General features: G+C 60.9%; 24 protein-coding genes. 11 read left to right on the forward strand and 13 right to left on the reverse strand.

What is annotated here, in order from left to right:
- Positions 1-62: 62 nt before the first annotated feature.
- From hisC to DOCECA_RS18075, 10 genes are all read right to left on the reverse strand, one after another.
- Positions 63-1,115: a histidinol-phosphate transaminase gene (hisC, locus tag DOCECA_RS18030; RefSeq protein WP_420765509.1), complete on the reverse strand. Its 1,053-nt coding sequence runs from the start codon at positions 1,113-1,115 to the stop codon at positions 63-65.
- A gap of 1 nt (position 1,116) precedes the next feature.
- Positions 1,117-2,442 (reverse strand): histidinol dehydrogenase, encoded by a 1,326-nt coding sequence (hisD, locus tag DOCECA_RS18035; protein WP_434607752.1) that lies wholly within the window; start codon positions 2,440-2,442, stop codon positions 1,117-1,119.
- A gap of 123 nt (positions 2,443-2,565) precedes the next feature.
- Positions 2,566-3,201, reverse strand: coding sequence for an ATP phosphoribosyltransferase (gene hisG / locus DOCECA_RS18040; protein WP_047699553.1), 636 nt, complete (start codon positions 3,199-3,201; stop codon positions 2,566-2,568).
- A gap of 126 nt (positions 3,202-3,327) precedes the next feature.
- Positions 3,328-4,593 carry a UDP-N-acetylglucosamine 1-carboxyvinyltransferase gene (murA, locus tag DOCECA_RS18045; protein WP_144922830.1) on the reverse strand — a complete coding sequence of 422 codons (1,266 nt, stop codon included), beginning with the start codon at positions 4,591-4,593 and terminating at the stop codon, positions 3,328-3,330.
- A 22-nt stretch (positions 4,594-4,615) separates the two neighbouring features.
- Complete coding sequence (locus DOCECA_RS18050) at positions 4,616-4,855, reverse strand: BolA family protein (protein ID WP_003221710.1); 240 nt, start codon at positions 4,853-4,855, stop codon at positions 4,616-4,618.
- 114 nt (positions 4,856-4,969) lie between these two features.
- Positions 4,970-5,275 (reverse strand): STAS domain-containing protein, encoded by a 306-nt coding sequence (locus DOCECA_RS18055; RefSeq protein WP_434702020.1) that lies wholly within the window; start codon positions 5,273-5,275, stop codon positions 4,970-4,972.
- Positions 5,276-5,283: 8 nt separating this feature from the next.
- Positions 5,284-5,937, reverse strand: a complete 654-nt coding sequence (locus DOCECA_RS18060; RefSeq protein ID WP_420765511.1) for an MlaC/ttg2D family ABC transporter substrate-binding protein — start codon at positions 5,935-5,937, stop codon at positions 5,284-5,286.
- 11 nt (positions 5,938-5,948) lie between these two features.
- Complete coding sequence (gene mlaD, locus DOCECA_RS18065; protein WP_420765512.1) at positions 5,949-6,416, reverse strand: outer membrane lipid asymmetry maintenance protein MlaD; 468 nt, start codon at positions 6,414-6,416, stop codon at positions 5,949-5,951.
- Positions 6,416-7,213 carry a lipid asymmetry maintenance ABC transporter permease subunit MlaE gene (mlaE, locus tag DOCECA_RS18070; RefSeq protein WP_420765513.1) on the reverse strand — a complete coding sequence of 266 codons (798 nt, stop codon included), beginning with the start codon at positions 7,211-7,213 and terminating at the stop codon, positions 6,416-6,418. Before mlaE ends, mlaD begins: the two co-directional genes overlap by 1 nt.
- Complete coding sequence (locus tag DOCECA_RS18075; protein WP_420765514.1) at positions 7,213-8,022, reverse strand: ATP-binding cassette domain-containing protein; 810 nt, start codon at positions 8,020-8,022, stop codon at positions 7,213-7,215. Before DOCECA_RS18075 ends, mlaE begins: the two co-directional genes overlap by 1 nt.
- 272 nt (positions 8,023-8,294) lie before the next feature.
- Between DOCECA_RS18075 and DOCECA_RS18080 the strand changes: the two genes are divergently transcribed.
- The 10 genes from DOCECA_RS18080 (at position 8,295) to DOCECA_RS18125 (ending at position 15,336) form a co-directional block, all read left to right on the forward strand.
- Positions 8,295-9,269, forward strand: coding sequence for a KpsF/GutQ family sugar-phosphate isomerase (locus DOCECA_RS18080; protein ID WP_420765515.1), 975 nt, complete (start codon positions 8,295-8,297; stop codon positions 9,267-9,269).
- Positions 9,269-9,793 carry a KdsC family phosphatase gene (locus DOCECA_RS18085; RefSeq protein WP_039592232.1) on the forward strand — a complete coding sequence of 175 codons (525 nt, stop codon included), beginning with the start codon at positions 9,269-9,271 and terminating at the stop codon, positions 9,791-9,793. Before DOCECA_RS18080 ends, DOCECA_RS18085 begins: the two co-directional genes overlap by 1 nt.
- 7 nt (positions 9,794-9,800) lie before the next feature.
- Positions 9,801-10,373: an LPS export ABC transporter periplasmic protein LptC gene (gene lptC / locus DOCECA_RS18090; protein ID WP_420765516.1), complete on the forward strand. Its 573-nt coding sequence runs from the start codon at positions 9,801-9,803 to the stop codon at positions 10,371-10,373.
- Complete coding sequence (lptA, locus tag DOCECA_RS18095) at positions 10,360-10,908, forward strand: lipopolysaccharide transport periplasmic protein LptA (RefSeq protein ID WP_420765517.1); 549 nt, start codon at positions 10,360-10,362, stop codon at positions 10,906-10,908. The genes lptC and lptA overlap by 14 nt, the downstream gene beginning before the upstream one ends.
- Positions 10,908-11,633 carry an LPS export ABC transporter ATP-binding protein gene (gene lptB / locus DOCECA_RS18100; RefSeq protein WP_047228667.1) on the forward strand — a complete coding sequence of 242 codons (726 nt, stop codon included), beginning with the start codon at positions 10,908-10,910 and terminating at the stop codon, positions 11,631-11,633. The genes lptA and lptB overlap by 1 nt, the downstream gene beginning before the upstream one ends.
- A 194-nt stretch (positions 11,634-11,827) precedes the next feature.
- Positions 11,828-13,324 carry an RNA polymerase factor sigma-54 gene (locus DOCECA_RS18105; RefSeq protein WP_434560635.1) on the forward strand — a complete coding sequence of 499 codons (1,497 nt, stop codon included), beginning with the start codon at positions 11,828-11,830 and terminating at the stop codon, positions 13,322-13,324.
- A gap of 75 nt (positions 13,325-13,399) precedes the next feature.
- The gene (gene hpf / locus DOCECA_RS18110; protein ID WP_090281780.1) at positions 13,400-13,708 is read left to right on the forward strand and encodes a ribosome hibernation-promoting factor, HPF/YfiA family; all 309 of its coding nucleotides are present in this window, start codon (positions 13,400-13,402) and stop codon (positions 13,706-13,708) included.
- Positions 13,709-13,720: 12 nt separating this feature from the next.
- Positions 13,721-14,185 carry a PTS IIA-like nitrogen regulatory protein PtsN gene (gene ptsN / locus DOCECA_RS18115; RefSeq protein WP_420765519.1) on the forward strand — a complete coding sequence of 155 codons (465 nt, stop codon included), beginning with the start codon at positions 13,721-13,723 and terminating at the stop codon, positions 14,183-14,185.
- A 2-nt stretch (positions 14,186-14,187) separates the two neighbouring features.
- Positions 14,188-15,045: an RNase adapter RapZ gene (rapZ, locus tag DOCECA_RS18120; RefSeq protein WP_420765520.1), complete on the forward strand. Its 858-nt coding sequence runs from the start codon at positions 14,188-14,190 to the stop codon at positions 15,043-15,045.
- A gap of 15 nt (positions 15,046-15,060) precedes the next feature.
- A complete protein-coding gene (locus tag DOCECA_RS18125; RefSeq protein WP_420765521.1) occupies positions 15,061-15,336 on the forward strand; it encodes an HPr family phosphocarrier protein in 276 nt (91 codons plus the stop codon).
- Positions 15,337-15,554: 218 nt separating this feature from the next.
- Here the strand turns inward: DOCECA_RS18125 and pmbA are convergent, their stop codons facing one another.
- Positions 15,555-16,901 carry a metalloprotease PmbA gene (pmbA, locus tag DOCECA_RS18130; protein WP_445570884.1) on the reverse strand — a complete coding sequence of 449 codons (1,347 nt, stop codon included), beginning with the start codon at positions 16,899-16,901 and terminating at the stop codon, positions 15,555-15,557.
- Between the two features lie 153 nt (positions 16,902-17,054).
- Here pmbA and yjgA point away from each other — a divergent pair, with 153 nt between their 5' ends.
- Positions 17,055-17,579, forward strand: coding sequence for a ribosome biogenesis factor YjgA (gene yjgA / locus DOCECA_RS18135; RefSeq protein ID WP_420765523.1), 525 nt, complete (start codon positions 17,055-17,057; stop codon positions 17,577-17,579).
- A gap of 44 nt (positions 17,580-17,623) precedes the next feature.
- Here yjgA and tldD read toward each other — a convergent pair whose 3' ends face one another.
- Both tldD and DOCECA_RS18145 read right to left on the reverse strand, forming a co-directional pair.
- Complete coding sequence (gene tldD, locus DOCECA_RS18140) at positions 17,624-19,066, reverse strand: metalloprotease TldD (protein WP_186710681.1); 1,443 nt, start codon at positions 19,064-19,066, stop codon at positions 17,624-17,626.
- A gap of 5 nt (positions 19,067-19,071) precedes the next feature.
- Complete coding sequence (locus DOCECA_RS18145) at positions 19,072-19,935, reverse strand: carbon-nitrogen hydrolase family protein (RefSeq protein ID WP_434560641.1); 864 nt, start codon at positions 19,933-19,935, stop codon at positions 19,072-19,074.
- Between the last annotated feature and the right edge of the window lie 46 nt (positions 19,936-19,981).

Here is a 19,981-nt window from a genome sequence, read left to right on the forward strand (position 1 = left end):
AGGCGTTAACTGACACACAGCCTTCGCGAGCAAGCCCGCTCCCACAGGATCCATGCAGCGCTTTAGAGCTCGCCTAGGCCGTCGATCAGCGCCTGGTTCTGCTCCGGCGTACCGATGCTGATCCGCAGGAACTGCGCGATGCGCTCCTGCTTGAAGTGCCGCACGATCACGCCCTGCTCACGCAGTTTCGCCGCCAACCCCGCTGCGTCGTACCGGGGGTGACGAGCGAAAATGAAGTTGGCCGCAGATGGCAGCACTTCAAAGCCCCTGGCCTCCAGTTTGGCCACCACCCACTCGCGGTGCTCGATCACCAACCGGCAGGTTCGGTCGAAATACTCGCGATCGTCGAACGCCGCCGCGCCACCGACATTTGCCAGACGATCCAACGGATAGGAGTTGAAGCTGTTCTTGATCCGCTCCAACGCTTCGATCAGATCCGGATGCCCCACCGCCAGGCCCACTCGCAATCCCGCCAACGAGCGAGACTTGGACAGCGTCTGCGTGACCAGCAGGTTCGGATACCGATCCACCAGGCTGATGGCCGTTTCGCCACCAAAGTCGATGTAAGCCTCGTCGACGACCACCACCGAATCCGGGCTGCCCTTGAGGATCTGCTCGACCGCGTCAAGCGCCAGCAGGCAGCCGGTCGGCGCGTTCGGGTTGGGGAAGATGATCCCGCCGTTCGGCTTGGCGTAATCCGTCGGGTCGATCCGGAACTGTTCATCCAGCGGCACCGCGTCGAACTCGATGCCGTACAGCCCGCAATAGACCGGGTAGAAGCTGTAGCTGATGTCCGGGAACAACACCGGTTGGTTGTGCTGAAGCAGACCGTGGAAGATGTGCGCCAGCACCTCATCCGAACCGTTGCCCAGGAACACTTGGTTGGTTTGCACACCGTAATACCGGGCGACGGCGCTTTTCAGCAAATCGCTATTGGGGTCCGGATACAGGCGCAGGTTGTCATTGAGTTCGGTCTGCATCGCCGCGAGGGCCTTGGGCGATGGGCCATAGGGATTCTCGTTGGTGTTGAGCTTGACCAGGCGGGTCAGCTTCGGCTGTTCGCCTGGCACATACGGCACCAGGTCCTTGACGAACGGGCTCCAGAATCTACTCATTTCAGTTCCCCTTCCGTTCGTCTTTGATGCGGTATTCGGCGCTGCGGGCGTGGGCGCTCAGCGATTCGCCACGGGCCAGCACCGACGCGGTCTTGCCCAGTTCGGACGCGCCCTGCTCCGAGCAGAAAATGATCGAGGAGCGTTTCTGGAAGTCATAAACCCCCAGCGGCGACGAGAAGCGCGCGGTGCCGGAGGTCGGCAGTACATGGTTCGGTCCGGCGCAATAGTCGCCCAGCGCCTCGGAGGTGTGACGGCCCATGAAGATCGCGCCGGCATGGCGGATCTTCGGCAGCCAAGCCTGGGGATCGGCAACCGACAGTTCCAAGTGCTCCGGCGCGATGCGGTTGGCGACTTCGATGGCCTGTTCCATGTCATCGACCTTGATCAGGGCACCACGGCCATTGATGGAGGTGTTGATGATCTCGGCGCGGTCCATGGTCGGCAGCAACTTGTCGATGCTGGCGGCCACTTTGTCGAGAAATTCGGCGTCCGGGCTGACCAGGATGGCCTGGGCATCTTCGTCATGCTCGGCCTGGGAAAACAGGTCCATGGCGATCCAGTCCGGATCGGTCTGACCGTCGCACACCACGAGGATTTCCGAAGGGCCAGCAATCATGTCGATGCCGACCTGACCAAACACGTGGCGCTTGGCAGTGGCGACATAGATGTTGCCCGGACCGACTACCTTGTCGACCCGCGGCACGCTTTGCGTGCCATAGGCCAACGCGGCCACGGCCTGGGCACCGCCGATGGTGAACACCCGGTCCACGCCGGCAATGCAGGCGGCAGCCAGCACCAGTTCGTTGATTTCGCCGCGCGGGGTCGGGACAACCATGACCACTTCAGTCACGCCGGCGACCTTGGCCGGGATCGCGTTCATCAGCACCGAGGACGGATAGGACGCTTTGCCACCCGGCACGTACAAGCCGGCGCGGTCCAGCGGCGTAACCTTCTGGCCCAGCACCGTGCCGTCGGCCTCGGTGTAACTCCACGAATCCTGTTTCTGCCGCTCGTGATAACTGCGTACCCGGGACGCGGCTTTTTCCAAGGCTTCGCGCTGGGCCACGGTGATTCGGGTCAAGGCCAGTTCCAGACGCTCGCGCGGCAGGATCAGGTCGGCCATCGACGCCACGTGCAGGCCGTCGAACTTCTGTGTGAATTCCACCAAGGCATCGTCGCCACGCTCGCGCACGGCCTTGATGATGTCCAGCACCCGCTGGTTGACCGAGTCGTCGGACACACTCTCCCAGCTCAGCAGATGATCCAGATGATGTGCGAAATCCGGGTCGGCAGCATTGAGTCGGCGAATCGAGGTGGGAGCGGTCATAGCGAGGGCCTCATTAATGGCAAATGCTCAGGCGCCCTAAGCTACCAGTCCATTCGCGGGGGCACCTGAGAAAATTGGCTATGACGCGGATAGACGGGCGCGACTCAAGGTCGCGCAGGTGAATCAGCCGCGGTGTCGCGATTCCACTGCCTTGCGCAGGGTATCGATCAAAGCCTGGATACGGGCGTGCTGCATTTTCATCGAAGCCTTGTTGACGATCAGCCGGGAGGTGATGTCGGCGATGAAATCCTGGGGTTCCAGGCCGTTGGCGCGCAGGGTGTTGCCCGTGTCGACCACGTCGATGATCTTGTCCGCCAGGCCGATCAACGGCGCCAGCTCCATCGAGCCGTAGAGCTTGATGATGTCGACCTGGCGGCCTTGTTCGGCGTAGTAGCGCTTGGCAACGTTGACGAACTTGGTCGCGACCCGCAGGCGCCCTTTGGGCTCGGGCGCGCCGACCTTGCCAGCGGTCATCAGCTTGCAGCGAGCGATGCGCAGGTCCAGCGGCTCGTACAAACCCTGGCCGCCGTATTCCATCAGTACGTCCTTGCCGGCAACGCCCAGGTCGGCGGCGCCATGCTCCACGTACGTCGGCACATCGGTGGCGCGCACGATCAACAAGCGCACGTCGGCCTGGGTCGTGGGGATGATCAGCTTGCGGCTCTTGTCCGGATTCTCGGTCGGCACAATGCCCGCTTCAGCCAGAAGCGGCAGGGTGTCGTCAAGGATGCGGCCCTTGGACAGTGCGATGGTCAACATGGGAAACGTCAGTCCTAATCAAGGTACTCATGCCCGGTCGCAAGCGGCGCCGGACATACATCGAGGGCGCAACCACCCTCGATTTGAAACGAAATCCTGGCACATCCTTGTGCCATGCAGCCGGAACTAGCCCGGCACGCGGCGGATCTTGGCGCCGAGCATCTGCAGTTTCTCTTCGATGCACTCGTAGCCGCGGTCGATGTGGTAGATGCGGTCGATCAAGGTATCGCCCTCGGCGATCAGGGCCGAGATCACCAGGCTGGCCGAGGCCCGCAGGTCGGTTGCCATGACCGGCGCGCCCTTGAGTTTCTCGGCGCCGGTGACGATGGCGGTGTTGCCTTCGACCTGGATCTTGGCGCCCATGCGGTGCAGCTCATAGACGTGCATGAAGCGGTTTTCGAAGATCGTCTCGATCACCGCGCCCGTGCCTTCGGCAATGGCGTTGAGGGAGATGAACTGCGCCTGCATGTCGGTCGGGAACGCTGGGTAGGGAGCGGTCCGCACGTTGACGGCTTTCGGCCGCTTGCCGTGCATGTTCACTTCGATCCAGTCTTCGCCGCAGGTGACTTCGGCGCCAGCTTCCTTGAGTTTTTCCAGCACAGCTTCAAGGATGGTCGGATCGGTGTCCTTGACCTTGACGCGGCCACCGGTGACGGCGGCGGCAACCAGGTAGGTGCCCGTTTCAATACGGTCCGGCATCACTTTGTAAGTGGCCGAGTGCAGGCGCTCGACGCCATCGATGGTGATGGTGTCGGTGCCAGCGCCGCTGATCTTGGCGCCCATGGCGATCAGGAAGTTCGCCAGGTCCACCACCTCGGGCTCGCGAGCGGCGTTTTGCAGCACGCTGCGGCCCTTGGCCAATGCGGCGGCCATCATGATGTTCTCGGTCCCGGTCACGCTGACGGTATCGAAGAAGAAATGCGCGCCACGCAGGCCCCCTTCAGGGGCCTTGGCCTTGATGTAGCCGCCCTCGACATCGATCACCGCGCCCATGGCCTCCAGGCCACGGATGTGCAGGTCCACTGGACGCGAACCGATGGCGCAACCGCCAGGGAGCGCCACTTCGGCTTCACCGAAACGGGCGACCATCGGGCCGAGCACCAGGATCGAGGCACGCATGGTCTTGACCAGTTCGTACGGCGCGACCAGGGTCTTGATGGTACGTGGGTCGATTTCGACGGCGAGTTTCTCGTCGATCACAGGTTCGATGCCCATGCGGCCGAACAGCTCGATCATCGTGGTGATGTCGTGCAGGTGCGGCAGGTTGGCCACGGTCACAGGGCCATCGCACAGCAGCGTCGCGGCCAGGATCGGCAGCGCGGAGTTCTTTGCTCCGGAAATACGGATTTCGCCATCGAGGCGAACGCCGCCGGTAATAATCAATTTATCCATAAGAATCTCGACGCCCTTGGGCTCAGGTGCGCTCGGCCCAGGCCGCGCGGCTGAAAAATTTCATAGTGACCGCGTGGATACTGCCATCGGCGATCCATGGGTTCAAATGGGCATAGATGCTCTGCTGACGCTTCACCGGGCTCAACGCCGCCAGTTCATCGCTGATCACGTTCAGCTGGAAATTGCAGCCTTCGCCTTCAACTTCCACCTGCGTACCAGGCAGCTTTCCTTCAAGGAAGCTCTTCACTTCTACAGCCTGCATGCTCAACCTCAATCGGCGCCCTGTGCGCACGGGTCGCACATCATACAAAAAAGCCCCGCGCCTGCGAACCCCGCGAAGCAGGACTCTGACGGGGGGCTTTTACGAAGTTGTGAATCAGGGGTGCTCCAACAGCTCGGTCAATTCGCTGACCTGGGCTATTTCGCGCATGTCCTCAGGCATCCCACGGATGCTCCACGTCTTGCCGGCGGCCTTGGCGTCGCGCATGAAGCACAGCAGGAGGGACAGACCGACGCTGCTGGACTTCTCCACCGCCGAGCAGTCAATGACCAACTCGGCGGCCTTGGCGGATTGGATCAACGCCTGGCCCTGCTTGCGCAAACCCGGGCCGGTGCGGTAATCCAGCACGCCACTGAGCAGCAACTCGCCAGACTCGCCCAGGCGAATGGCCGACTCACTCACCGACGCATTCATTGTTGCTGCTTCTCTTGGGCATCTTCGGCAACTTCCTTCGCCTTGGCGACTTCACCCGCCCAACCGTCGATGGTCTTGTTCAGGTCGTTGCCGTTGCGCTGCATCGCATCGGCGAATTGATCGCGGAACAACTTGCCGATGTTGATGCCGTTGATGATCACGTTGCGTACTTTCCACTCGCCGCTGATTTTCTCGAGCGTGTAGGACACCGGATATACGGCGCCGTTATTGCCCTTGACCGTCATGCCGACGCTGGTGCGATCACCTGACTCATCCTTGGCCGGATCGACCGTGATGCCCTGGTTGTTGTACTCGAGCAAGGCGTTGCCATAGAACTGGAACAGGCTGCGCTTGAAGTTTTCCTGAAAGCGGGTCATCTGCTCGGGCGTAGCCTTGCGCGAGTATTTGACGGTCATGATGCTCTTGGAAATGCCATCGGCATCCACGACCGGCCCGACGATACGGTTCAGGGATTCATAGAACGCACCCGGGTCCTGCTTGTACTTTTCCTTATTGGCAGAGAGATCCGCCAGAAGTTGATCCGTGGTGGTCTTGATGATGTCGTGCGCCGAAGGCGCCGCCACGGCATTGCCCATCAGCGGCAGGGCCGCCAGCAAGACCAGCAGGCTGCGTCGCAGGATAGAGATCATTCAATAGCTCCTCATTTGGCGTCTTTGTTCACGGTATTGAGCAGGAATTTACCGATCAGGTCCTCGAGCACCAGGGACGACTGTGTATCGTGGATGGTCCCACCGTCCTTGAGCAAGGCATCTTCCCCACCCACGCTGATACCGATGTATTTCTCGCCCAACAGCCCAGCCGTGAGAATCGATGCAGTGGAGTCAGTCGGCAGGTTATCCACCCGCTTTTCCAGTTGCAGCGTTACCCGACCGGTGAAACTGTCGCGGTCCAGATCGATTGCCGTGACCTTGCCGATGGTGACACCGGCCATGGTTACCTTGGCTCTGACCGTCAAACCGGCGATATTGTCAAAATAAGCGTAAAGTTTATAAGTATCGGTGCTCGCGGTCGGCGCCAGTCCACTGACTCGCAGGGCCAGCAGCAGCAAAGCCAGGATGCCAGCCAGCAAGAAAAGGCCGACACCGATTTCCAGGGTGCGGTTTTGCATCAGAAATCTCCAAACATCAAGGCGGTCAGAATAAAGTCAAGGCCCAGGACGGCCAACGAGGCATAGACCACGGTCTTGGTTGTGGCACGGCTGATCCCCTCTGACGTGGGCTCACAGTCATAACCTTGGAACACGGCGATCCAGGTGACCACGAAAGCGAATACGGCACTCTTGATCACACCGTTGAGCACATCGTCGAGAAAGTCGACGCTGTTCTGCATGTTGGACCAGTAGGAACCTTCATAGACCCCCAGCCAATCGACGGCCACCCATGAGCCTCCCCAGATCCCCACGACACTGAAGATCATCGCCAGCACCGGCAGCGAGATGAAGCCGGCCCACAGGCGCGGGGCAATGATGTACTTGAGCGGATCGACACCAATCATTTCCAGGCTGGACAACTGCTCGGTGGACTTCATGTTGCCGATTTCAGCGGTCAACGCCGACCCGGCACGCCCAGCGAACAGCAGCGCCGTCACCACGGGCCCGAGCTCGCGCAACAAGGTCAGCGCGACCATTTGCCCGACCGCTTGCTCCGATCCATAGCTGGACAGGATGCTGAAGCCCTGGAGCGCCAGTACCATGCCAATGAAGATGCCCGAGACGACGATGATCACCAGGGACATCACCCCCACCGAATGCAATTGCTTGACCAGCAGGCCAAAACCGCCTCCGGTCGAATTGCGTCCGAGCAGTGCGTGCATCAGGAACAGCGTGGAACGCCCCAGCACGGCCAGCACGTCGATGCCGGAACGGCCGAACAGGCGAATTCTTTCTATTAATGATTTCTTGCGCATCAGCGCTTCCCCAGCAGATCGGTACGGTAATCCGTGGCCGGAAAATGAAACGCCACCGGACCGTCCGGGTCACCTTTCATGAATTGGCGAATGCGTGGGTTGTCCGAATCCTTCAATTCCTTGGGCGTACCCTGCCCCAGCACCTGGCCATCGCCAACGACATAGATGTAGTCGGCGATGCTCGCGGTTTCGGCCAGGTCGTGGGACACCACGATGCTGGTGATGCCCAGGGCGTCATTGAGCAGGCGGATCAACCGCACGAGCACGCCCATGGCAATGGGGTCCTGGCCAACAAAGGGCTCATCGTACATGAGGATTTTTGGATCGAGGGCGATGGCCCGCGCCAACGCCACGCGACGCTTCATGCCACCGGACAGTTCATCCGGCATCAAATCCAGGGCCCCGCGCAGCCCGACGGCCTGCAGCTTGAGTAAAACGATGTCGCGGATCATTTCGTCCGGCAGTTCGGTATGGACCCGCAGGGGAAACGCCACGTTCTCGAACACATCGAGGTCGGTAAACAGCGCGCCGCTCTGGAACAGCACCCCCATATGCTTGCGCGCATCGAACAAATCGCTGCGCGACAACTTTGGAAGGTTCTGGCCATTGACCCAGACTTCGCCGGCGCTAGGGCGCAGTTGTGCCCCCATCAGCCGCAGCAGCGTGGTCTTTCCGCACCCGGAAGGCCCCATGATGCCGGTCACCTTGCCGCGCGGGATGCGAATATCGATGTCATTGAAAATGCTGCGCGTCCCTCGCTTGAAGGACAGTCCCTTCAGCTCGACCGCGTAGGCGTTGTCGGCACTCATCTAAACTCCTTGCGATGCAGCCTCATATCCGAATGCCCAGGCCAACCGACAAATGCCGGTACCGCCGGGCACACGAACCGGCGGCGAACTATATCACTGCAAGCGTCAGGCGCCCAAGGCCAACCCCCCGCCCGTTAAGCCTGGCTTAAGGTAAAACACCACATTTTATGTCCAGCCTTGCAACCGTTCGAACAAAGCGTGACGAACTAACGTGAGGGAATCGTTCATTACCGCTATAATCGCCGCCTTTTCATCGGGCTATACGATCTGACATGAGCCAATCCAGCGACCTGATTCAATCGGCACAACGTACCATCCGCCTCGAGCTCGAAGCCGTACAAGGCTTACTGGCCCACATCGACGCTGATTTCGTACGTGCCTGCGAGATGATTCTGGCCAGCAAGGGCCGCGTGGTCGTGGTCGGCATGGGTAAGTCCGGCCACATCGGCAACAAGATCGCCGCCACGCTGGCGAGCACGGGCACGACGGCATTTTTTGTCCACCCGGCCGAAGCCAGCCACGGCGACATGGGCATGATTACCCGGGACGACGTCATCCTGGCCCTGTCCAACTCCGGCTCGACCAATGAAATCCTCACGTTGCTGCCGCTGATCAAGCGCCTGGGCATCCAGATGATCAGCATCACCGGCAACCCGGACTCCCCGTTGGCCAAGGCCGCCGAGGTGAACCTCAATGTCCATGTCGAGCACGAAGCCTGCCCGCTGAACCTGGCCCCGACCTCCTCCACCACCGCGGCACTGGTCATGGGCGATGCCCTGGCCGTGGCCCTGCTGGAAGCCCGTGGCTTCACGGCGGAGGATTTCGCCTTTTCCCATCCCGGTGGCGCGCTGGGCCGTCGCCTGCTGCTGAAAGTCGAAAACGTGATGCACGCCGGAGAAGAGCTGCCGCAGGTGCAACGCGGCACGCTGCTCAAAGATGCGCTGATGGAAATGACCCGCAAGGGCCTGGGCATGACCGTGATCCTCGAAGCCGACGGCAAGCTCGCCGGGATTTTCACAGACGGCGACCTGCGCCGCACCCTCGACCGCGCGATCGACATTCGCAACGCAACCATCGACGAAGTCATGACGCTGCACGGCAAGACCGCACGCGCCGACATGCTGGCCGCCGAAGCCCTTAAAATCATGGAAGACCACAGGATAAACGCACTGGTGGTAGTGGATGACGAAGACCGCCCGATCGGCGCCTTCAACCTGTCCGACTTGCTGCGTGCTGGAGTAATGTAATGACGACCGACCTGCTGCAACGGGGCAAGACCATCAAGCTCGCCGTATTCGACGTCGACGGTGTACTCACCGACGGCCGCCTTTATTTCCTCGAAGACGGCAGCGAATTCAAGACCTTCAACACACTCGACGGCCAAGGCATCAAGATGCTGATGGCCTCGGGCGTGCAAACGGCCATTATCAGCGGCCGCAAGACCCCGGTGGTCGAACGGCGGGCGAAGAACCTGGGCATCCCCCACCTTTACCAGGGCCGCGAAGACAAACTGGTGGTTCTGGACGAGCTCCTTGGCCAACTCAATCTAAGCTATGAACAGGTCGCCTACCTGGGCGACGATCTGCCGGACCTGCCGGTCATCCGTCGGGTCGGCCTGGGCATGGCAGTGGCCAACGCAGCGGCGTTCGTGCGCGAGCACGCCCATGGCGTCACCACGGCAAGGGGCGGCGAAGGTGCAGCCCGTGAATTCTGTGAACTGATCCTGCGTGCCCAGGGCCACCTCGAAGCGGCCAACGCCGCATACTTGTGAGCCATTTATGCTAAGCAAGAAGATTCGCACCATTCTGGTGTTCAGCTGCATCGCCGCGATTTTCGCTGCGGTGGGCTATTGGAACATCAGCCCGGAACGCTTCCTTGACCAACCCGCGGCCAAGGTCGAGGAAAATGACATCGACTGGTATGCGACCAATACGCATACCCTGCAATACCTGCCGGACGGAAAGGTGCAGTACGAGATGACGGCCGACAAGGTCGATCATGTAAAGGCCAGCGACGTCACGCTGGTGACCAAACCGGACCTGAACATGTTCCGGGGTACCGAATTTCCATGGCACGTGCAGAGCGAACGGGCCGAGGTCAATCCCGGCGGCACCGAAGTCGAACTGATCGACTCGGTGCGCATCGCACGGACCGATGAAAAGAACCGTACGACCATCATCACCAGCAGTCGCATGACGGTCTTCCCGCAGCGAGAATATGCGCAGACCGAGCAACCCGTTAGAATCGACGGCGCTGGCGGCGTGTCGACCGGCGTGGGAATGAAGGCGTATTTGAAGGAAAGCAGGATACACCTGCTATCGAAAGTAAGAGGACAGTATGAAGCTCGCTAAAACCCTCCCTATTTTGCTCAGTCTGGGCGCTGCACTGGGAAGCGCGAGCGCCTGGGCCCTTCCCAACGACCGCGACCAGCCTATCCGCATCCAGGCCGACGACGCGCAACTGGACGACAAGAACGGTGTCGCCACCTATAAGGGTGACGTGATCATTACCCAGGGCTCGATGAAGGTGACCGGCAATACCGTCACCATCACCCGCACCCAGTCCGGCGACATCGACGTAGTGACATCCGTGGGCAACCTGGCGTACTTCGAACAGTTGCAGACCGCAGGCGACACCAAGCCTGTGCAGGGTTACGGGGTCACCATCCAGTATCACGCCGCCCAGGACCGCGTTGTATTGATCGACCGCGCCAAGGTCGTCGACAAGGACAACAACGTGACCCAAGGCGAGAAGATCGTCTACGACACGGTCAAGAAGCTGGCCAGCGCCGGCCGTGCCACTGGCAGCAAGGTGACCGAACAGCGTCCGCGGATCGACATGGTGATCCAGCCGAAAAAGAAAACCGACGAGCAGAAGGCGCAGTAATGGCAACTCTGAAAGCCCAGCACCTGGCCAAGAGCTACAAGAGCCGCCAGGTTGTGCGCGATGTCAGCCTGTCCATCGACAGCGGCCAGATCGTTGGCTTGCTCGGCCCCAACGGCGCGGGCAAGACAACCTGTTTCTACATGATCGTCGGGCTGGTTCAGGCCGACCAGGGCCGCGTACTGATCGACGACCTGGATGTCAGCCACCAGCCGATGCACGGCCGGGCGAAGGCCGGTATCGGTTATCTGCCGCAAGAAGCGTCGATCTTCCGCAAACTGTCGGTGGCCGACAACATCATGGCCATCCTCGAGACCCGCAAGGAGCTCGACAAGGCCGGCCGCCGCCAGGAATTGGAGAGCCTGCTGCAGGAATTCCATATCAGCCACATTCGCGACAACCTGGGCATGAGCCTGTCCGGCGGCGAACGTCGTCGCGTGGAAATTGCCCGCGCCCTGGCTACCGCGCCGAAATTCATTCTGCTCGACGAACCCTTCGCCGGCGTAGACCCGATTTCGGTGGGCGACATCAAGCAGATCATCCATCATCTCAAGGCCAAGGGGATCGGCGTGCTGATCACCGACCACAACGTGCGCGAGACACTGGACATCTGCGAGACCGCCTATATCGTCAACGACGGCCAGTTGATCGCCGAGGGCGACTCGGCCACCATCCTGGCCAACGAGCTGGTCAAGGAAGTGTATCTGGGCCACGAGTTCCGCCTTTAAGCCACGAAGCCTCAGGCGAAGGCCTGGGTGGCGCCGAATGTCCGATGACGACCCGTGGGCACTCTCAATTAATTGAAGACGCCCCCTAGGCAAACACTTCAGTTTCAGGCATATAATTTGCTTAAGTTTGGCGCTCCGGCGCCCTGTAGTGGATGGCGCATGTGCGCCGGCAAATAAGGTGTTAAGCCCCTGCCATGAAACCATCGCTAGTCTTGAGAATGGGCCAGCAGCTGACGATGACACCGCAGCTGCAACAGGCCATCCGCCTGCTCCAATTGTCGACCCTGGACCTGCAACAGGAAATCCAAGAGGCCCTGGAATCCAATCCGATGCTCGAACGCCAGGAAGAGGGCGACGACTTCGACAACACCGATCCACTGGCCGACAATGTCGAGCAGAAAACCACCCCGGAAATCCAGGAACCAACCTACCAACAGGAAGCCGCCCCCACGGTGGACAACCTTGAGGATGGCGAATGGAACGAGCGCATTCCCAACGACCTGCCCGTGGACACGGCTTGGGAAGACGTCTATCAGACCAGCGCCAGCAGCCTGCCGAGCGGCGATGACGACGAATGGGATTTCACTACCCGCACGTCCGCCGGCGAGAGCTTGCAGAGTCATCTGCTCTGGCAACTGAACCTGGCGCCGATGTCCGATACCGATCGCCTGATCGCCGTGACCCTGATCGATTGCATCAACAACCAGGGTTACCTGGACGAGACGCTGGAAGAAATCCTCGAAGCCTTCGACCCCGAGCTCGACATCGAGCTGGACGAGATCGAAGCCGTCTTGCATCGCATCCAGCAGTTCGAACCCGCCGGCATCGGTGCTCGCAACCTGGGCGAATGCCTGTTGCTGCAGCTGCGCCAATTGCCCGCCAAAACCCCGTGGCTGGCCGAAGCCAAGCGCCTGGTGACCGATTACATCGACCTTTTGGGCGGACGCGACTACAGCCAACTGATGCGTCGCATGAAGCTCAAGGAAGATGAACTGCGCCAGGTCATCGAGCTGGTGCAAAGCCTCAACCCGCGTCCTGGCTCACAGATCGAATCCACCGAGCCCGAATACGTCGTCCCCGACGTAATCGTGCGCAAGCACAACGATCGCTGGCTGGTGGAGCTCAACCAGGAGTCGATGCCCAAGCTGCGCGTCAACGCCCAGTACGCAGGTTTCGTCAAACGCGCCGATACCAGCGCCGACAACACCTTCATGCGCAACCAGTTGCAGGAAGCGCGCTGGTTCATCAAGAGCCTGCAGAGCCGCAACGAAACCCTGATGAAAGTCGCCACCCAGATCGTCGAGCATCAGCGCGGCTTCCTGGAATATGGCGACGAAGCGATGAAGCCGTTGGTCCTGCATGACATTGCCGAGGCGGTGGGCATGCACGAATCGACGATTTCACGGGTGACCACCCAGAAATTCATGCATACCCCTCGGGGCATCTATGAATTGAAATACTTTTTCTCCAGCCACGTCAGCACCTCCGAAGGCGGCGAATGCTCGTCCACGGCCATCCGCGCGATCATCAAAAAACTGGTCGCTGCGGAAAATCAGAAAAAGCCGTTGAGTGACAGCAAGATCGCTGGTTTACTGGAGGCACAAGGCATTCAGGTGGCCCGCCGTACCGTCGCCAAATACCGCGAATCCCTGGGGATCGCACCTTCGAGCGAACGCAAGCGGTTGATGTAACAGGCCACGCCACAGCGTTCCAGTGGCAGGCACCCAGCCTGCCGCTTTATGCACTGGCAACGAAGGAGAAGCTGTATGCAAGTCAACATCAGTGGACACCAACTGGAAGTGACCGAACCCCTGCGCACCTACATCGGCGAAAAACTCGACCGATTGGAGAGGCATTTCGACAAGATCACCAACGTGCAAGTCATTCTGAACGTCGAAAAGCTGAAGCAGAAGATCGAAGCCACACTGCATATTCCCGGCGGAGAAGTGGTTGCCAATGCGGAGCATGATGACATGTATGCCGCGATTGACCTGCTGACCGACAAGCTGGATCGCCAACTCAAAAAGCATAAGGAAAAGACCCAGAGCCTCCTCCAGGGCGCAACCGGTCGTTAACCCCCCCAATCCATGATCCGACTAGAAACCATCCTGACCCCCGGCCGTTCCCAGGTGAACGCGCCGGGTGGCAGTAAGAAGAAAGCCCTCGAACAAATTGCCAACCTGATCCACCGCGAAGTGCCGGATCTGGAAATGCAGGACGTCTTCGAGGCCCTTATCGCCCGTGAAAAACTAGGCTCCACCGGTTTTGGCAACGGCATCGCCATTCCACATTGCCGCCTCAAAGGCTGTACGTCGCCGATCAGCGCGCTACTGCACCTTGAAGCGCCCATAGATTTCGACGCCATCGACGGCGCCCCGGTCGACCTGCTGTTCGTATTGCTGGTTCCGGAAGCGGCGACCGATGCGCACCTTGAGCTGCTGCGCCAGATCGCCAGCATGCTGGACCGCAAGGAAGTGCGCGAAAGACTGCGCAGCGCAACGAGTAACGACGCTTTGTATCAGGTTGTCCTGGACGAGCAGAACGGTCATTAAACATGCGCATGATCATCGTCAGTGGCCGCTCCGGCTCCGGTAAAAGTACCGCCCTCAATGTGCTTGAGGACAGCGGCTACTACTGCATCGACAACTTGCCGGCAGGCCTGCTTCCGGAGTTGGCCGAGCGCGCCCTGATCCACACCGAACTGGCGCAACCGCTGGTCGCCGTGTCGGTCGATGCCCGTAACCTGCCCAGCCACTTGTCGCGCTTCCCCGAACTGCTCGAGGAAGTGCGCAGCCGCCATATCCAATGCGATGTGCTCTACCTGGATGCCGACGAAGAAACCTTGCTCAAGCGTTTCTCCGAAACTCGCCGGCGCCATCCACTGAGCAATGCGAGCCGCTCCCTGGCCGAAGCGATCCATGACGAAAGCCAACTGCTCGGGCCCATCGCGGACCTGGCGGACCTCAAGCTCAACACCACGAACCTGAACCTGTATCAACTGCGCGACACCCTCAAGTTGCGCCTGCTGAACCAGCCAGAACCGGGTACGGCCTTTCTCGTCGAATCGTTCGGTTTCAAACGCGGAATGCCGGTAGATGCCGACCTGGTGTTCGATGTCCGCTGTTTACCCAACCCTTATTGGAAACCGGAACTGCGCGAGCAGTCCGGGCTGGACCAACCGGTAATCGACTACTTGGCCGCCCAGCCGGATGTCGAAGAGATGTACCAGGACATTTCCAGCTACCTGCTCAAATGGCTGCCCCGCTTTGCCGCTAGCAACCGCGCCTACGTCACGATCGCCATTGGCTGTACGGGTGGCCATCACCGCTCCGTCTACCTGACCGAACGCCTGGGTCAGCTCCTGCAACAATCCCTGAAGAACGTCCAGGTTCGCCACCGCGACCTCAGCTAAAGGATTCACACCGCGATGCCTGCTCGTGAAATTGAAATCATCAACAAGCTGGGTTTGCATGCCCGAGCGTCGGCGAAATTCGTAGGTGTGGCGGGTCAGTTTCCTGAGACCACGATCCGGGTCGGGCGCACGCCTGAGAGTACCGTCGATGGTAAAAGCATCATGGCGATGATGATGCTCGCCGCTGGCAAGGGCACCAAGATCCACTTGAGCACCGAGGGCGAACAGGCCCAGGAGGCGATGGATGCCTTGGTGGCGCTGATCAACAACTATTTCGACGAGGGGGAATAACTCCTCCGGACCCAAGGCCATTTCGTCGCGAGGGAGCTTGCTCCCGCTCGGCCGGGCTGGCGCTCCAGTGCGCAGCGGCCGCAAGATGTTGGGGCCGCTTCGCGGCTCAGCGGAACAAGCTCCCTCGCCACAAAAACGGACTTGCCATGAGCTCTAATCGACACAAAAAAGGCGCGTCATCCACATGAATGACGCGCCTTTTTTTGTGGCCTTGAGTATCAGCTACCCGCCACGGTCATCCGCTCGATCAACACCGAGCCCGTGCGGATGTTGCTGCGCAGCTCCAAATCATTCCCCACCGCCACGATCTGCTTGAACATGTCACGCATGTTTCCGGCGATGGTGACTTCCTGAACCGGGAACTGGATCTCGCCATTCTCGACCCAGAAACCCGCCGCGCCACGGGAATAATCCCCGGTCACCATGTTCAGCCCATGGCCCATCAACTCCGTTACCAACAGCCCCCGGCCCATGCGCCGAAGCAATGCCGCCTGGTCTTCTTCGCCATGGGTAACGAAAAGGTTATGCACACCGCCAGCGTTGGCGGTGCTCGGCATGCCGAGTTTGCGGCCCGAATAGGTACCAAGGATGTAGGACACCAGCTCGCCGTTTTCCACGAACGGCTTGGCGTAAGTGGCCAGGCCATCGCCGTCGAATGCCGAGCTGCCCATGGCCTGCATCAGGTGCGGACGCTCGTCAATGGTCATCCACTCCGGGAACAGCTTCTGCCCCAGCGCGCCTTCCAGGAACGACGACTTGCGGTACAAGTTGCCGCCAGACACCGCCGACAGGAAGCTGCCAAACAGACCACCGGCCAGCTCGGCAGAAAACAACACCGGCACCTCACAGGTCGGCACCGGCCGCGCGCCCAAGCGGCTGGCTACCCGTTGTGCGGCTTTCTGGCCGATGCTCACCGGGTCCGCCAGCAACGTGCCCTGGCGACTGACGTCATACCAGTAGTCGCGCTGCATCTGCCCGTCCGCCTCGGCGATCATCACACAACTGAGGCTGTGACGGGTCGAAGCGTAACCGCCGATAAAGCCATGGCTGTTGCCATAAACCCGGCAACCCTGGTGCGTATTGAGCGTCGTACCGTCGGCATTCTTGATCCGGCGGTCGGCATCGAATGCCGCCGCCTCACAGCGCAGCGCCTGTTCGATGGCTTGCTCGGGCGTGATGTCCCAGGCGTGGAACAGATCGAAATCCTTCAGTTCCTTGCACATAAGGGCGGCATCGGCCAACCCCGAGGCGTCATCCTCGGACGTGTGCTTGGCGATCGCCAGCGCCGCGGCCACCGTTTCGCGAATGGCGTCGGGCCCGCTGGCCGAAGTGCTGGCCGATCCCTTGCGCTGGCCTACGTACAAGGTAATGCCGAAACCCTGATCCCGATTGAACTCAACGGTTTCCACTTCGCGCTGGCGCACCGAAGTCGACAATCCCTGCTCCAGCGATACCGCCACCTCACAGGCGCTGGCACCTTGTCGCTTGGCCTCGGCGAGAATCTGCTCGACTTGCTCCTGCAGTGCCGGCAATGCCTGCGGACCGACGCTCTGAACTGCACTCATGGTGTTCTCCACTCAAATTCTGCTTTCGGTATCGGGTTTGCACGCAAACTGCCTGCGCTGTTTTTCGTACAAACCCTTGGCCTTCTAGCGACCGGGCCGGACAAGCGGCCCCCGACTGGTTATCATGGCGGCGTTTCTTTGCGGACTGCCACCATGGTTGATTCTTACGACGACTCCCTCTACGAGGGTGAAAAAAGCAAATCCCAGGTCAAACGCGAGCTGCATGCTCTGGTTGACCTCGGCGAGCGCCTCACAACACTCAAGCCTGACTTGCTGGCCAAACTGCCATTGACCGACGCCTTGCGCCGGGCCCTGGCCGATGCGCCCAAGCACACCGCGAATATCGCGCGTAAACGGCACCTGCAGTTCATCGGCAAACTGATGCGCGACCAGGACACTGACGCGATCCTGGTTTTGCTCGACCAGCTCGATGCCTCCACCCGGCAGTACAACGAGCGCTTCCACAACCTGGAACGCTGGCGTGATCGCTTGATCGCTGGCGATGACGGCACCTTGGAAAAATTCGTCATCGACTACCCGGAGGCCGATCGCCAGCAATTGCGCTCCCTGATCCGTCAGGCCCAGCACGAACTGGCGCACAACAAGCCGCCGGCCTCGAGCCGTAAAATCTTCAAATACATCCGTGAGCTGGACGAGACTCAACGCGGCCTGCGCTGAGTCTCGTCCTTGGGTGGAGGCCTTGCACTCCACCCAAGGCTCCGTCATGCGCCCGTGCCACCCACGGTGATCGCATCGATCTTCAAGGTCGGCTGGCCGACACCCACCGGCACCGACTGGCCGTCTTTGCCACACGTGCCCACGCCACTGTCCAGCGACAGGTCATTACCGACCATCGACACTTTGCTCATCGCCTCCGGCCCGTTGCCGATCAGGGTCGCGCCCTTGACCGGCGCGGTGATCTTGCCGTCTTCAATGAGGTAGGCCTCGCTGGTGGAAAACACGAACTTGCCGCTGGTGATGTCCACCTGGCCGCCGCCGAGGTTGGCGCAATAGATGCCTTTTTTCACCGAGGCGATGATTTCCGCCGGATCGCTCTGGCCGCCCAGCATGTAGGTATTGGTCATGCGCGGCATCGGAAGGTGCGCGTAGGATTCGCGACGACCGTTGCCGGTGCGAGCGACGCCCATCAGGCGAGCATTGAGCTTGTCCTGCATGTAGCCCTTGAGCACGCCGTTTTCGATCAAGGTGGTGCACTCGGTCGGGGTGCCTTCGTCATCAACGCTCAGGGAGCCCCGACGCCCGGCCAATGTACCGTCGTCGACGATCGTGCAGAGTTTCGAGGCGACCATTTCACCCATGCGACCACTGTAGGCAGAGCTGCCCTTGCGGTTGAAATCGCCTTCCAGGCCGTGGCCGACCGCTTCATGCAGCAGCACGCCGGACCAGCCGGAGCCCAGCACCACCGGCAACGTGCCGGCCGGGGCCGGAATCGCTTCCAGATTGACCAGCGCCTGGCGCAGGGCTTCGCGGGCGTAGCCCATGGCGCGGTCTTCGCTGAGGAAATAACGATAGTCGGTGCGCCCGCCGCCGCCATGACCGCCGCGCTCACGCCGGCCGTTCTGCTCGACGATCACGCTGACATTGAACCGCACCAGGGGCCGGACGTCCGCCGCCAGGCCACCATCGGTGGATGCCACCAGGATTCGCTCCCAGACGCCCGCCATGCTCACCGACACCTGCTGGATCCGTGGATCGAGGGCGCGAGTGGCAACGTCGATGCGTTTGAGCAGCTCGACTTTCTCGGCGCGACTCATGACCTCCAATGGATTATCCGGCGCATACAGCTGCGCCACGTCCTGGCTGCTGAACGCCTGGACCGTGCCGTTTTGCCCGGCGCGCGAGATCGAACGAGCGGCACGGGCCGCGGCGCCGAGGGCTTCGAGGGTGATGGCGTTGCTGTAGGCAAAACCGGTCTTTTCACCGGACTGGGCCCGTACGCCGACGCCCTGGTCAAGGTTGAAACTGCCTTCCTTGACGATGCCGTCTTCCAACGACCAGGACTCGGAAATCTGCCCCTGGAAATACAGGTCGGCGGCATCGATGCCCGGGCCGGCCAGGTCACCCAGCACGCCTTGCAGGCTTTCGAGGGTCACGCCACCGGGGGCTAAAAGGTGTTCACTGACTGAGGACAACAACCCGCTCATATGTTTTACGCCTTGAATTCGTCGTCTTGGGCAGGTCGCTGTCGGGCGCCCTGCGAGAAAAAGCGCCGATGGCTCGCCACCGGCATGCGCGCCCGGATGGACGCCTGTTCGCTGCTGTCGCGCTCGGCCAGCAGCACCGCCTCGCCTTGATCCTGTTGCGCCAGCACCCGCCCCCATGGGTCGATAATTGCAGCGTGGCCGAAGGTTTCCCTTGGCCCCGGATGCGTCCCGCCTTGGGCTGCCGCCAGCAGGTAGCACTGGGTCTCAATGGCTCGGGCGCGAATCAATACGTCCCAATGGGCGGCGCCGGTTACGGCTGTAAAGGCCGAAGGCGCGGTGATCAACTCAGCCCCGGCCGCTCGCAACTCGCTGTAGAGCTCCGGGAAACGCAAGTCGTAACAGACCGTCAGGCCCACCCGGCCCACGGGAGTATCGGCGACCACCACGTTGCGACCATAAGCATAGTCATCGGATTCGCGGTAGCGCCCACGATTGTCCGCCACGTCCACGTCAAACAGGTGCAGCTTGTCGTAACGCGCCACGATCTGGCCCTGGTCGTCCACCAGCAACGAACAGGCATGAGCCCTGGCTTCGGGCTCGTCCTCCGGCGGTAATGGCAGCGTGCCGGCGACAATCCATAACCTGAGGTCGCGAGCGACCTGTTTCAACCAAGGCAGGATCGGTCCCTGACCAAAGGCTTCGGCGCGACCGATGTCGGCAACGTCCCGCCGCCCCATGGCGGCGAAGTTTTCCGGCAGCACCGCCAGCCTCGCACCGCCAGCCGCTGCCTGTTCCAACAGCACACGGGCGCGGGCCAGGTTGGCGAGGACATCGCTTTGGCTGACCATTTGAATCACGGCGACTGGCATGCTGCCTCCCTCATTTTGTGCATCATCCTCTTGTGGGAGCGAGCTT

It is taken from the genome of Pseudomonas sp. E102 (assembly GCF_052660185.1).